Source organism: Pseudomonas sp. SCT (genome assembly GCF_003864275.1).
GTDB lineage: Bacteria > Pseudomonadota > Gammaproteobacteria > Pseudomonadales > Pseudomonadaceae > Stutzerimonas > Stutzerimonas stutzeri_AE.
Window position 1 is genome coordinate 63,380 of record NZ_BDJA01000001.1, and the last position, 13,560, is coordinate 76,939.

Consider the following 13,560-nt stretch of genomic DNA (forward strand, 5'->3'; position numbering starts at 1 on the left):
ATTCAGAGGCCCTCGTAGAAACGCAGGATCAGAGAAAGGATGCCGCCCAGCACGACGAGGTAGACCCCGATATCGAACAGCAGGGTGGTACCGATATGGACGCTGCCGAGAATCGCCCACTGGTGAGCCAGGAACGAGTCGTCCAGCCAGAGGCCTGGCAACCCGCCAAGCAGCGCAGCGAGGATGCCGCAACCGATCACTGTCATCGGTTCGAAGCGCAGCGTGGCGCGGGCCACGTCCACGCCGCGGGCAAGCGCCAGCGTCGCGAATCCGGCCGCGGCGATCAGCCCGCCGACGAAACCGCCACCCGGCTCGTTGTGTCCGCGGTAGAGCACGTAGAGCGACACCGCCAGCATCAGAATGAAGAGAATCCGCGAGAAGGCGGCGAAGATCAGTGAATTCATGGCGCGGCCCTCCTGCGCGGCAGCGCCCGTAGCAGCCCCCACACGCTCATCGCGGCGAAGGCCACTACGACCACCTCACCCAACGTGTCGATGGCGCGGTAGTCCACCAGCACCACATTCACCACGTTGCGACCATGGGCCTCGAGATAGCTGGTCGCGGCGTAGAACTCGGAGATCCGTCCATCCATGGGCAATGCCACCGTGGCGGCCAGCGCGACGAAGACCACCAGCGCGAAACTCGCCGAGATCAGGATGTCCAGGCGCTTTTCCCGCGGCTCGCGGGTCGAGGCGGCGCGCTCAGGCACCCGCAGCAGCAGCGCGACCAGAATCAGCACCAGCAGCACTTCGACCGAGAACTGGGTGAGCGCAACGTCTGGCGCGCCATTGAGCAGGAAGATCAGCGCCGAGCCGAACCCCACCACGCCAACCGCGATCATGGCGCGCAGTAGCGATGGGGTGCGGGTGGCGGCAAAGGCACCCAGGCACATCAGCAGCAGCACGATGACCGAGGGCGCATCGAAGCGCCCGCCGGTCATGGCGATCAGCGGACGCGTACCGCTGGCCAGCACGCCATAGCCGATGATCAGCAACACGGCTGCCGCGACCGTGGAGGTGTAGCGGTGCTGATCACCGTTCTGCAGAAACCGGGTGCAGCGTTCGGCCAGGCGCAGGAGGCCGGCGAAGGCGGCGTTGAAGCCGAAATCGCCAAGCACCCGGGCCAACCCCTTGTTCAGTGACAGCGCATAGTGGATGCGATGCCAGTAGGCGATCAGCCCGCCGGCGAAGGCGACCACGGTGGCGCTCAGCGCGAGCATCGGCGTAAAGCCGTGCCAGAGCGAGAAGGACAGATCCACGGTATGTCCGACCAGCACATCATTGGCCGGCTGGATCAGCCCGCGCACGAGGAAGTCAGGCGCCAGACCGAACAGGAAACCCAGCCCTCCCAGTACCAGCGGTCCGAGGTAAAGACCCAGGGTTTCCGGATGCTTGATCTCGCTGCGTGTCTTGCCGAGGTAATAGGGACGAATGGCCGCCACCCCGGCGATTGCAGCGAAAACCGCATTGACCAGAACCGCCACGGCGACCACGACCCAGCCTGAGGATGCGTTGAGCTGGCTCTCGAACAGGTATTCCTTGGTGATGAAGCCCAGCGTCGGCGGCAATCCGGCCATCGAGATCGCCGCCATGCCGGCCGCCAGGGTGGTCATCGGCAGGCGTCGGGCCAGCCCGCCGATCTTGCTCAGCCGGCCCTCGCCAACCGCATGGATGGTGGTTCCGGCGCAGAAGAACAGCGCCGCCTTGTACAGCGCATGGGCGATGATGAAGGCAATCAGCGCGGTCACCGAGTAATCGCCATCCAGCCCGATCAGCATCACCAGCACCCCCAGCGAGCCCACGGTGGAATGCGCCAGGACCTCCTTGAAGCCATCAGTGGATAGCGCCCGTACCGCGGCCACCAACATGGTCAGGCTACCGACGATCACCAGGGTCGAGCCAAAAGCGGGGATGCCCTCGAAGATGAGATCGAAGCGGGCCAGCAGGTACACCCCCAACTTGACCATGGTCGCCGAGTGCAAAAAGGCCGAGGCTGGCGCTGGCGCTTCCATGGCCTGCGGCAGCCAGAAATGAAACGGCAGCTGTGCCGACTTGGTGAAGGCGCCGAGCATGATCAGGATCATCGCCGGCACGGCCAGAGGACTGGCCAGCAACTCCGGCGCACGCTGCGCCACTTCAGAGAGTGAGAAGGTACCTAGCGTTATGCCGATCAAGAGGATGCCGCCGAACAGTGCCAGCCCGCCGCCGCCGGTCACGATCAGCGATTGCAGCGCGGCTTTGCGTGCTTGCGCGCGGTGCGAGTTGAAGCCGATCAGCATGAACGACAACAGGCTGGTCGCCTCCCAGAACACGAACATGACGATGAGGTTGTCGGACAGCACGGTCCCCAGCATGGCGGTCATGAACAACAGGATCAGGGTGAGGAAACGTGCAGCCTCCTCCTTCGGCGAATGCGAGAAGTAGGCGCCTGCGTAGATCGTCACCAGGGTGCCGATGCCGGTGATCAGGAGCACGAACAGCAGGGCGAAGCCATCAAGCCTCAGGGTCAGCGAGATGCCCAGTGCTGGCACCCACTCGAGGGTTTCGGTGATGGCACCGACCTCGGGAAGACTGGCGCCTTTCGCCAGAAAGAACAGGAACAGCCCGGCTGGCAACAGCGCAGCGACCCATCCCCCATGGGGAAAGGTACGGCTGACGATGAACCTGGCGAGGATCGCCCCCAGGAATGAAACGAGTAATGCAGCAAGCACGGCGCCATCCTCTTGTCGGGGATTGCTGGAAACGGCTGCGTGTTTTGATAACAAAGGTAGTTCAAAGGATGCGCCGACGGCTGTTACCAGCTATGTCAGGCGCAGCGGCAGGCGGGGTACAAAGGCCGCGAGAGAAGGATGGCTGGCGGGGCCCTGACGGGTCGCCAGCTCAGTGTTAACGGCGCTTGCAGCGGGGTAGGCGAAGACTGCCAGCGTGCCGGTCGGCACATCGAAACGCCGCCCGGGCGGGGTTGCCCGAACGCTTTTTCAATTGTTACTTGCCTATGCAGAAGCTCGAGAAGATGCGCCCGAGCAGGTCATCGGAGCTGAATGCGCCAGTGATCTCGCCCAGTGCCTGCTGTGCCAGACGCAGGTCCTCGGCGAGCAGCTCACCGGCGCCGGCCAGCGTCAGCTGGTCGTAACCGTGCCGCAGATGCTCGTCGGCCAGGCGCAGTGCATCGAGGTGCCGGCGCCGCGCGCTGAAGCTGCTTTCGGCGGTCTGCTCGTACCCCATGCACTGCTTCAGGTGTTCACGCAGCAGCTCGATGCCTTCGCCTGAACGCGCGCAAAGGCTTAGCGTCACATGCCCATCGGCGCTGACGCTCAGAGCAATCGCCTCTCCGCTGAGGTCGGCCTTGTTGCGGATCAGCGTTACCCTGCTCGGCTCCGGGCTGAAGTCCAGGAACTCGGGCCACAGCGCGAGCGGATCCTCAGCCTCTGGTGCGCTGGCGTCGACCATCAGCAAGATACGGTCCGCCTCGCCGATAGCGCTGAGGGCGCGCTGCACGCCGATGCGCTCGACCTGATCCTCGGTATCACGCAGGCCGGCGGTATCGACCACGTGCAAGGGCATGCCATCGATGAGGATGTGTTCGCGCAGCACGTCACGGGTGGTTCCGGCGATATCGGTAACGATGGCCGCCTCACGGCCTGCCAGCGCATTGAGCAGGCTGGACTTGCCGGCATTGGGCCGACCGGCGATGACCACGGTCATCCCGTCACGCAGCAAGGCGCCCTGCCCTGCCTCACGCAACACTGTGGATAACTCTTCGCGCACGCCGTTGAGCTGTTCCAGCACGTGGCCATCGGCGAGAAAGTCGATTTCTTCTTCAGGAAAATCGATCGCTGCCTCAACGTAGATGCGCAGCTGAATCAGCTTTTCGGTCAGTTGATGCACCCGTCGCGAGAATTCGCCTTGCAGCGAGCGCACCGCATTGCGCGCCGCCTGGGTGGAGCTGGCTTCGATAAGGTCGGCAATGGCTTCGGCCTGGGCGAGATCGAGCTTGTCGTTGAGAAAGGCGCGCTCGCTGAACTCTCCGGGCCGCGCGAGTCGCACGCCGAGCTCGACACAACGTTGCAGCAGCATATCCAATACAACCGGGCCGCCATGCCCCTGCAGTTCGAGCACGTCTTCGCCGGTAAACGAATGCGGTCCCGGAAAGAACAACAGCAGGCCTTCGTCGATCACTTCGCCGTCGTCAGCATGAAACGCGCCGTAGTGCGCATGCCGTGGCGTTGGCTCGCGGCCGCTCAGGGTAATCGCGATCGCTCTGGCACGCGGACCGGATACACGGACGATGCCGACGCCTCCGCGGCCAGGAGCTGTGGCGACAGCGGCGATGGTGTCGCGAACTGGATTCATGCGGCCTCCTTTCTGGATGGCAGATAGCAAAACGCCCCAATCAAGGGGCGTTCTGCATTTGGCTGTTGAGACGTCAGGCTGTCTTCGCCGCCGCCTCGATCTGCCGGGTAATGTACCACTGCTGGGCGATGGACAGGACGTTGTTGACGACCCAGTACAGCACCAGACCAGCTGGGAACCAGAGGAAGAAGAAGGTGAAGATGATCGGCAACAGCTTCATCACCCGCGCCTGCATCGGATCCGGCGGTGTCGGGTTGAGCTGCTGCTGGATGAACATGGTCACGCCCATGATGATCGGCAGGATGAAGAACGGATCCTTGATCGACAGATCGGTGATCCAGAACATCCAGGGCGCCTGGCGCATCTCGACGCTTTCCAAGAGTACCCAGTACAGCGCAAGGAAGACCGGCATCTGCACCAGAATCGGCAGACAGCCGCCCAGCGGATTGATCTTCTCCTTCTTGTACAGCTCCATCATCGCCTGGGACATCTTCTGGCGATCATCACCGAACTGCTCTTTCAGCGCCTGCATCTTCGGCGATACCGCACGCATGCGCGCCATCGAGCGGTAGCTCGCGGCTGAGAGCGGGAAGAAGGCAAGCTTGATGACGATGGTCAGGACGATGATCGACCAGCCCCAGTTGCCCAGCAGTGCGTGGATGTTTTCCAGCAGCCAGAAGATCGGCTGGGCGATGAACCAGAGGATGCCGTAGTCGACGGTCAGACGCAGACCGGGCGACAGTTCTTCCAGTTTGTCCTGGCTCTTCGGACCGGCATACAGCGTGGCACCGGTTTCACCCTGAGCGCCTGCCGCTACGGTGACCGCCGGGCCGGTGAAGCCAATGATGTAGTTGCCCTGGCTGTCCTTGCGGGTCTGCACCTGGTTGGTGTCTTCGGCCTGAGGGATCCAGGCGGTGACGAAATAGTGCTGCAGCCAGGCGATCCAGCCGCCCTGCACGGTTTCACGCAGGTTCTTGTCGTCCATGTCGCCCATGGAAACCTTGCGATACGGCTCGTCCTTGGTCCACAGAGCCGCACCCAGGTAGGTGGCGGTACCAGTGGCGGTGCTCGAAGACGGGTCGCCACTCTTGTCGCGCTTGAGCTGACCGAACAGATAACCGGTCCAGGGCTGTTCGCTCTGGTTGTCGATCAGGTAGTTCACTTTCAGCGCGTAGTTGCCGCGCTCGAGAGTGAAACGCTTGATGTAGTTGACGCCGTCAGCGCTGTAGTTGAGATCGACGACCAGCTGGTCCTGACCCTCGGCCAGCTGGTACTCGGTCTTCTCGCTGCTGTACTGAGGGCGGCCGCTGGCCTGGTCCGGACCATCCCCGATCAGGCCGCTCTGGGCCTCATAGGTACGCTCGCCGCTGCGTTCGAACAGCTGAAACGGTACATCCGGACGATCCTGACGACGCGGGAACTGCGGCAGGTGCAGCTCGACGATGTCACCACCACGTGGGTCGATGGCCACATCCAGCACATCGGTACGCACGCGGATCAGCTGGCTGCTCGGCGCCGTGGCCGGCAGGGCACTGGCCTGTTGCTGACCAGCCACTGCTGGCACGTCATCGGCATTGCCTTCGCTGGTAGCGCTGGGACTATCCGGAAGGGTTGGAACGCCAGGCTGGCTTTGCGCGGTTTCGGCAGGCAACGCTGCCTGACCGTAGTCCTGATTCCATTGAAGAACCATCAGGTAGGCAACGACTGCTAGTGCTACGAGCAGTATCGAGCGTTTGATATCCATGGTTACTCGGCCATCGGAGATGAATTGGAAGTGTTAGGGGAAGGCACGGGATCGTAGCCACCGGGATTCCACGGGTGGCAGCGTCCCAACCTGCGCAGACTCAGCCAGCCGCCACGCAGCAGACCATGATTTTCGATGGCCTCGAGCGCATAGCAGGAGCAGCTTGGATAGAAACGACAGTGACTGGCCATCATGGGACTGATGGCGTACTGGTAGACCTTGATCGAAGCGATGGCCAATTTACGCATGGGTGCTGTTGGCGGCTCCAGGTTCGACGGCGGTCTTGGATGGGCTGCGTGACAGTCGCTTCCAGAGCTTGGCGAATTGCTTCGCCAGTTCGGGATTGTCCAGATCAGCCAATCCCTTGCGGGCGACGATCACGATGTCCCAGCCCGCCAGTTCCAGTTGATGATGGCGAAAGGTCTCACGTATCTGCCGCTTGATGCGGTTACGTTCAACCGAAAGCTTGACGCTTTTCTTGCCGATCACCAGCCCGAGGCGGGGATGCTGCAGATCGTTCTCTCGTGCCAGCAGCAGGACGTTCCTGCCCGGCACCTTACCGGAAGGGGAGTCGAAGACTGCCTTGAATTGGCGGGGAGTAAGCAGTCGCTTTTCCCGGCCGAAGCCCCGACTCACTACCTGTTCCGATGTCAGACGGTCAGACGCTTACGGCCTTTGGCGCGACGACGCGACAGAACTTGACGACCGTTCTTGGTGGCCATGCGGGCACGGAAGCCATGGGTACGAGCGCGCTTGATGGTGCTGGGTTGGAAAGTGCGTTTCATGGTGCGGTTACCTGGTGATCCATTGCGGGCCGGAATGGCCCCCTTTTAAGAGACCGGCGATTGTAGAGAAGCCGTCAGGCCAGGTCAATTTCCAACCAGTCCCATCTGGCTGAAAAAAAATAAAAGGAAAAGAAATATAAGCTCTTAAGATGTAGTGCTTATGTATGTACAAGCCGTTTTCTGTGGATAGCAGGCTGTAGCGCAATGCTCACGCGGCTTTCGAGAGCCTTGAACCAGGTGGGTAAGCGGTGCCTATTGCGTGCAGAGCATCTGCGTAAGCTGGGGATTAAATTGACAGATATCCACAGCGGCAGCGGCCAACCGCTTTTCAACAGCCTTAGACACTGCCCTTACGGAGGGTTATCAACAGATCTCCTGCAGACTGCGATTGTTTCCACAGCAGGCTGATGTGCTCGGCGATCTAGTGCGGAGGGGCCGAGTTGTTGTGGATAACCAGAGGTCGCGCGGCTACAATGGCCGCCGTCTTACCTCGACAGAGTCGATAGGAGTTTCCGTGTCGGTGGAACTTTGGCAGCAGTGTGTTGAGCTTTTGCGCGATGAACTGCCTGCTCAGCAATTCAACACATGGATTCGTCCTCTCCAGGTCGAAGGTGACGGTGAGGAGCTGCGGGTCTACGCGCCCAACCGTTTCGTACTCGACTGGGTCAACGAGAAGTACCTGTCACGTCTGCTGGAATTGCTCTCCGAGCGCTCCAGTGGTCTGGCGCCCGCGCTTTCTCTGTTGATAGGGAGTAAACGTACTTCGTCGGCGGCATTGCCCTCTGCTGCTGCCGCACGTGCTCAGCCTCAGCCAACGGTTGTCAGTACCCCGGCGCCGGCAGCACCTTCTCCAGCGCGCTTCGAGCCATTGTCGGCCGATACCAGCGAGCCGGAGCAGCCCCGAGTGGAGCGCAACGTACAGGTCGAAGGTGGCCTCAAGCACACCAGCTACCTGAACCGTACGTTCACCTTCGAGAATTTCGTCGAGGGCAAATCCAACCAGCTGGCTCGCGCGGCCGCTTGGCAGGTCGCTGACAATCCCAAGCATGGCTATAACCCGCTGTTTCTCTATGGCGGCGTGGGCCTCGGCAAGACCCACCTGATGCATGCGGTGGGCAATCACCTGCTGAAGAAGAATCCGAATGCCAAGGTGGTGTACCTGCATTCCGAGCGCTTCGTGGCGGACATGGTCAAGGCGCTGCAGCTCAATGCGATCAATGAATTCAAGCGCTTCTACCGTTCCGTGGATGCGCTGCTGATCGACGACATCCAGTTCTTCGCCAAGAAGGAGCGCTCCCAGGAAGAGTTCTTCCACACCTTCAATGCACTGCTCGAGGGCGGCCAGCAGGTCATCCTCACCAGTGATCGTTACCCGAAAGAGATCGATGGTCTCGAGGAACGTTTGAAATCGCGTTTTGGCTGGGGTTTGACGGTGGCGGTCGAGCCGCCTGAGCTGGAGACCCGGGTCGCCATTCTGATGAAGAAGGCCGATCAGGCGAAGGTCGATCTGCCTCACGATGCAGCTTTCTTCATCGCCCAGCGCATTCGCTCGAATGTCCGCGAATTGGAAGGCGCACTGAAGCGCGTTATCGCCCATGCGCACTTCATGGGACGCGATATCACCATCGAATTGATTCGCGAATCGCTGAAGGACTTGCTGGCGTTGCAGGATAAACTGGTCAGCGTCGACAATATCCAGCGCACCGTCGCCGAGTACTACAAGATCAAGATTTCCGATCTGCTGTCGAAACGGCGTTCCCGTTCGGTAGCGCGTCCGCGCCAGGTAGCCATGGCGTTGTCGAAAGAGTTGACCAATCACAGCCTGCCGGAAATCGGCGATGCGTTCGGTGGGCGCGATCACACCACGGTTCTGCATGCCTGCCGTAAGATCGCCGAACTGCGGGAAACTGACGCGGATATCCGCGAAGATTACAAGAATTTGCTGCGAACTTTGACAACCTGAGTGCGACCTAATCTATAGGCAAGGGACCAGACCATGCATTTCTCCATTCAGCGCGAAGCCCTGTTGAAACCCCTGCAGCTGGTTGCTGGCGTCGTCGAGCGCCGTCAGACCTTGCCGGTTCTGTCCAACGTTCTCCTTGTTGTGCAAGGTCAGCAGCTGTCGCTGACCGGTACCGACCTGGAGGTCGAACTGGTGGGCCGTGTTGCACTCGAGGATGCCGCCGAGCCGGGTGAAATCACCGTTCCGGCACGCAAGCTCATGGATATCTGCAAGAGCTTGCCGAGCGACGCCCTGATCAGTATTCGTCTGGATGATCAGAAGATCGTTATCAAATCCGGCCGCAGCCGATTCACCCTGTCGACCCTTCCGGCCAATGATTTCCCGACCGTGGAAGAAGGACCTGGATCGCTTTCCTTCAGCGTCGAGCAAGGCAAGCTGCGCAAGCTTATCGAGCGCAGCAGTTTCGCTATGGCGCAGCAAGACGTCCGCTATTACCTCAACGGCATGCTGATCGAGGTGTCCAACGGCATGCTGCGCGCGGTAGCAACCGATGGTCATCGCCTGGCGATGTGCTCGATGCAAGCGGGTATCGAACAGCCCGATCGTCATCAGGTCATCGTGCCGCGCAAGGGTATTCTGGAGCTTGCCCGCCTACTCAACGATCAGGATGCTGAAGTCAGCATCGTCCTGGGGCAGCATCATATTCGCGCGACAACCGGCGAGTTCACCTTTACCTCGAAGCTGGTGGATGGCAAGTTCCCGGACTATGAGCGCGTGTTGCCGCGTGGCGGTGACAAGCTGGTAGTCGGCGACCGCCAGTTGCTGCGCGAGGCTTTCAGCCGTACCGCGATTCTGTCCAACGAGAAGTACCGCGGTATTCGTTTGCAGCTGGAAAGCGGCTTGCTGAAAATCCAAGCCAACAACCCTGAGCAGGAAGAAGCCGAGGAAGAAGTTGCAGTCGACTATAACGGTGGCTCGCTGGAGATCGGCTTCAACGTCAGCTACCTGCTGGATGTGCTTGGTGTAATGACTACCGAGCAGGTTCGCCTGATTCTCTCCGATGCGAACAGCAGTGCGCTGGTTCAAGAGTTCGACAACGACGACTCAGCGTACGTCGTGATGCCGATGCGCCTGTAACCCTGCTGTTTTAATGTCCCTTAGTCGTCTCTCCGTCACCGGGGTCCGCAATCTGCACCCGGTGACGCTATCTCCCTGTCCTCGTATCAATATCCTCTTCGGCGATAACGGCAGCGGCAAAACCAGCCTGCTCGAAGCCATCCATCTGCTTGGCCTGGCGCGGTCTTTTCGCAGCATTCGGCTGAATCCCGTGATCACCTACGAGCAATCTGCCTGCACCGTGTTCGGTCAGGTGGAGTTGCCTGATCAGCACAGCCGCGCGCTCGGTGTCGCTCGGGATCGCAGCGGCGAAGTACGAATCCGGATCGATGGACAAAGTGTCCGATCGGCCGCCGAACTTGCCGATACGCTGCCGTTGCAGCTGATTAATCCAGATAGTTTCCGCCTGCTGGAGGGGGCGCCCAAACTGCGTCGGCAATTTCTGGATTGGGGTGTGTTCCACGTGGAACATCGTTTCATGGCCGCGTGGCAGCGCCTGCAACAGGCTCTCCGGCAACGGAACTCGTGGCTGCGGCATGGTACACTGGACGGCGCTTCGAACGCGGCCTGGAGCCGTGAACTGACGCTGGCTAGCGACGAGATTGACGGGTATCGGCGGGCTTATATCCAGGCGTTGAAGCCGGTGTTCGAGACCACGCTGGCCGTCCTGCTGGATCTGGACGGACTGAAGCTGAGCTACTACCGGGGATGGGACAAAGACCGTCCGCTGGCTGATGTGCTCGCTACGTCATTGGAACGGGATCGGGCGTTGGGACATACCCAGTCTGGCCCTCAGCGGGCAGACCTGCGGTTGAAGGTCGGCAATCACAACGCGGCTGAAGTGTTGTCCCGCGGCCAGCAGAAGTTGGTGGTGTGTGCGTTACGTATTGCTCAGGGCCATCTGGTAAGCGAGGCCAAACGCGGGCAGTGCATTTATCTGGTCGATGACCTGCCGTCCGAGCTGGACGCTCAGCATCGCCAGGCGTTGTGCAAGTTGCTTGAGCAACTTGGCTGTCAGGTTTTTATCACCTGCGTAGATTCAACCGTTTTGCAAGAAGGCTGGCATGAACAGACGCCAGTCTCAATGTTTCACGTGGAACATGGGCAAATCACCCAGGTCCACGGCCCCTCGGGAGTGAAGGCATGAGCGAAAACCACACGTACGATTCGTCGAGCATCAAGGTACTCAAAGGCCTCGATGCAGTGCGTAAGCGCCCTGGTATGTACATCGGCGACACCGACGACGGCACTGGCCTGCACCACATGGTCTTCGAGGTCGTCGACAACTCGATCGACGAAGCGCTGGCCGGGCATTGCAGTGATATCTCCATCACCATCCATACCGATGAGTCCATCACCGTTCGCGACAATGGTCGCGGCATTCCGGTGGATATCCATGAGGAAGGTGTTTCGGCAGCCGAAGTCATCATGACCGTGCTGCATGCGGGCGGTAAGTTCGATGACAACTCCTACAAGGTTTCCGGAGGTCTGCACGGCGTAGGTGTTTCGGTGGTGAACGCGCTGTCAGAGGAGTTGATGCTGACCATTCGCCGTGAGGGCAAAGTCTGGGAACAGCTCTATCGCCATGGTGTACCCCAGGCGCCGCTCGCCCCGGTCGGTGAAACCGATTCCTCGGGCACGCAAATCCATTTCAAACCCTCAGCAGAGACGTTCCAGAACATCCATTTCAGCTGGGATATTCTGGCCAAGCGTCTGCGCGAGCTGTCCTTTCTGAACTCTGGCGTCGGTATCGTTCTGCGTGACGAACGTACTGCCAAGGAAGAGTTGTTCAAATACGAGGGCGGTCTGAGCGCATTCGTTGCCTACCTGAACACCAATAAAACACCGGTCAACGAGGTGTTCCACTTCAACGTTCAGCGCGACGACGGCGTTGGTGTCGAGGTGGCGCTGCAGTGGAATGACAGCTTCAACGAGAACATTCTCTGCTTTACCAACAATATTCCGCAGCGCGACGGTGGCACCCATTTGGCCGGTTTCCGCTCGGCGCTGACGCGCAACCTGAACAGCTACATTGAGCAGGAAGGCCTGGCCAAGAAGCACAAGATCGCCACCACCGGTGATGATGCCCGCGAAGGTCTGACCGCGATCATTTCCGTGAAGGTTCCGGATCCGAAGTTCAGCTCGCAAACCAAGGACAAACTGGTTTCCTCGGAGGTGAAAACCGCCGTGGAACAGGAGATGGGCAAGCACTTTGCCGACTTCCTGCTTGAGCATCCAAGCGAAGCCAAGGCGGTGGTTGGCAAGATGATCGACGCTGCCCGTGCTCGCGAGGCTGCGCGAAAGGCACGGGAAATGACGCGGCGCAAAGGCGCTCTGGATATCGCCGGTCTGCCGGGCAAGCTCGCCGATTGCCAGGAAAAGGATCCTGCGCTGTCCGAACTCTACATAGTGGAGGGTGATTCTGCGGGTGGCTCGGCCAAGCAGGGCCGTAACCGCAAGACCCAGGCAATCCTGCCGCTCAAGGGCAAGATCCTCAACGTCGAGAAAGCACGCTTCGACAAGATGATTTCCTCCCAGGAAGTGGGCACGCTGATTACCGCTCTGGGCTGTGGTATCGGCCGCGATGAATACAACATCGATAAACTGCGCTACCACAACATCATCATCATGACCGACGCCGACGTCGACGGTTCGCACATCCGGACTCTGCTGCTGACGTTCTTCTTCCGTCAGCTGCCTGAGCTGATCGAGCGCGGTTACGTGTATATCGCTCAGCCGCCACTGTACAAGGTCAAGCGCGGCAAGCAGGAGCAGTACATCAAGGACGATGAGGCAATGGAGGAATACCTCACGCAGTCCGCTCTGGAAGACGCCAGCCTGCACGTTAACGAAGGCGCCCCGGGGCTTTCTGGCGGAGCGCTGGAGAAGCTGGTCAACGATTACCGCACGGTGATGAAGACGTTGCAGCGGCTGTCACGTCTGTACCCGCAGGAACTGACGGAACACTTCATCTACCTGCCGCGTGTGCCTGTAGAGCAACTGGCCGATCACTCGGCGATGCAGGCATGGCTCGAGCAATACAGCGCGCTGCTCAAGGTTGGCGAACGCTCCGGGTTGATCTACAACGTCAGCCTGCGCGAGGACAAGGAACGCCATCTGTGGCTGCCGGAAGTGGAGATCAGTTCGCATGGCCTGGCCAGCTACATCACCTTTAACCGTGACTTCTTCGGCAGCAACGACTACCGAACCGTTACGGCGCTTGGCGAGAAGCTGAACAGCCTGCTCGAAGAGGGTGCCTACGTTCAGCGGGGCGAGCGCAAGAAGCAGGTTGCCACCTTCAAGCAAGCACTTGAATGGTTGATGACCGAGGGCACCCGCCGCCATAGCGTTCAGCGATACAAGGGGCTGGGCGAAATGAACCCGGATCAGCTGTGGGAAACCACGATGGACCCGAACGTGCGGCGCATGCTCAAGGTGACTATCGAGGATGCGATTGGTGCGGATCAGATCTTCAATACCCTGATGGGCGATGCTGTCGAGCCGCGTCGAGATTTCATCGAAACCAACGCTCTGGCTGTGTCGAACCTGGACTTCTGATTTTTTTCGGATTTCTAGATCAGCAGACATTAGCCAATGCGG

General features: G+C 60.2%; 11 protein-coding genes. 4 read left to right on the plus strand and 7 right to left on the minus strand.

What is annotated here, in order from left to right; all coding sequences use genetic code 11:
- Positions 1–2: 2 nt before the first annotated feature.
- From BHD08_RS00315 to rpmH, 7 genes are all read right to left on the minus strand, one after another.
- Positions 3–404, minus strand: coding sequence for an MnhB domain-containing protein (locus BHD08_RS00315; RefSeq protein WP_125020417.1), 402 nt, complete (start codon positions 402–404; stop codon positions 3–5).
- Positions 401–2,710 carry a hydrogen gas-evolving membrane-bound hydrogenase subunit E gene (gene mbhE / locus BHD08_RS00320; protein WP_125020418.1) on the minus strand — a complete coding sequence of 770 codons (2,310 nt, stop codon included), beginning with the start codon at positions 2,708–2,710 and terminating at the stop codon, positions 401–403. The genes BHD08_RS00315 and mbhE overlap by 4 nt, the downstream gene beginning before the upstream one ends.
- Before the next feature lie 274 nt (positions 2,711–2,984).
- Positions 2,985–4,352, minus strand: coding sequence for a tRNA uridine-5-carboxymethylaminomethyl(34) synthesis GTPase MnmE (gene mnmE, locus BHD08_RS00325; protein WP_015278991.1), 1,368 nt, complete (start codon positions 4,350–4,352; stop codon positions 2,985–2,987).
- A gap of 73 nt (positions 4,353–4,425) precedes the next feature.
- Positions 4,426–6,096: a membrane protein insertase YidC gene (gene yidC / locus BHD08_RS00330; RefSeq protein ID WP_125020419.1), complete on the minus strand. Its 1,671-nt coding sequence runs from the start codon at positions 6,094–6,096 to the stop codon at positions 4,426–4,428.
- A 2-nt stretch (positions 6,097–6,098) separates the two neighbouring features.
- Positions 6,099–6,344, minus strand: a complete 246-nt coding sequence (gene yidD, locus BHD08_RS00335; protein ID WP_015278993.1) for a membrane protein insertion efficiency factor YidD — start codon at positions 6,342–6,344, stop codon at positions 6,099–6,101.
- Complete coding sequence (gene rnpA / locus BHD08_RS00340; protein ID WP_015278994.1) at positions 6,337–6,732, minus strand: ribonuclease P protein component; 396 nt, start codon at positions 6,730–6,732, stop codon at positions 6,337–6,339. The genes yidD and rnpA overlap by 8 nt, the downstream gene beginning before the upstream one ends.
- Positions 6,733–6,746: 14 nt before the next feature.
- Positions 6,747–6,881, minus strand: coding sequence for a 50S ribosomal protein L34 (gene rpmH, locus BHD08_RS00345; RefSeq protein WP_003290924.1), 135 nt, complete (start codon positions 6,879–6,881; stop codon positions 6,747–6,749).
- 514 nt (positions 6,882–7,395) lie between these two features.
- On the opposite strand from rpmH, the gene dnaA reads away from it, so the two are divergent.
- Genes dnaA through gyrB form a run of 4 tightly spaced genes read left to right on the plus strand, consistent with a single transcriptional unit; the run spans position 7,396 to position 13,518 of the window.
- The gene (dnaA, locus tag BHD08_RS00350) at positions 7,396–8,844 is read left to right on the plus strand and encodes a chromosomal replication initiator protein DnaA (protein WP_015275030.1); all 1,449 of its coding nucleotides are present in this window, start codon (positions 7,396–7,398) and stop codon (positions 8,842–8,844) included.
- Between the two features lie 33 nt (positions 8,845–8,877).
- Complete coding sequence (gene dnaN, locus BHD08_RS00355; RefSeq protein ID WP_015275031.1) at positions 8,878–9,981, plus strand: DNA polymerase III subunit beta; 1,104 nt, start codon at positions 8,878–8,880, stop codon at positions 9,979–9,981.
- A 13-nt stretch (positions 9,982–9,994) separates the two neighbouring features.
- Positions 9,995–11,107 carry a DNA replication/repair protein RecF gene (gene recF, locus BHD08_RS00360; protein ID WP_015275032.1) on the plus strand — a complete coding sequence of 371 codons (1,113 nt, stop codon included), beginning with the start codon at positions 9,995–9,997 and terminating at the stop codon, positions 11,105–11,107.
- Positions 11,104–13,518, plus strand: coding sequence for a DNA topoisomerase (ATP-hydrolyzing) subunit B (gyrB, locus tag BHD08_RS00365; protein ID WP_015275033.1), 2,415 nt, complete (start codon positions 11,104–11,106; stop codon positions 13,516–13,518). The genes recF and gyrB overlap by 4 nt, the downstream gene beginning before the upstream one ends.
- The last annotated feature ends 42 nt before the right edge of the window (positions 13,519–13,560 follow it).

What these genes read in the sequence shown, in the direction of transcription:
- yidC (WP_125020419.1), bottom strand. Translation starts at nt 6,096, where the DNA reads ATGGATATCAAACGCTCGATACTGCTCGTAGCACTAGCAGTCGTTGCC.
- BHD08_RS00315 (WP_125020417.1), bottom strand. Translation starts at nt 404, where the DNA reads ATGAATTCACTGATCTTCGCCGCCTTCTCGCGGATTCTCTTCATTCTG.
- rpmH (WP_003290924.1), bottom strand. Translation starts at nt 6,881, where the DNA reads ATGAAACGCACTTTCCAACCCAGCACCATCAAGCGCGCTCGTACCCAT.
- recF (WP_015275032.1), top strand. Translation starts at nt 9,995, where the DNA reads ATGTCCCTTAGTCGTCTCTCCGTCACCGGGGTCCGCAATCTGCACCCG.
- mnmE (WP_015278991.1), bottom strand. Translation starts at nt 4,352, where the DNA reads ATGAATCCAGTTCGCGACACCATCGCCGCTGTCGCCACAGCTCCTGGC.
- gyrB (WP_015275033.1), top strand. Translation starts at nt 11,104, where the DNA reads ATGAGCGAAAACCACACGTACGATTCGTCGAGCATCAAGGTACTCAAA.
- dnaN (WP_015275031.1), top strand. Translation starts at nt 8,878, where the DNA reads ATGCATTTCTCCATTCAGCGCGAAGCCCTGTTGAAACCCCTGCAGCTG.
- yidD (WP_015278993.1), bottom strand. Translation starts at nt 6,344, where the DNA reads ATGCGTAAATTGGCCATCGCTTCGATCAAGGTCTACCAGTACGCCATC.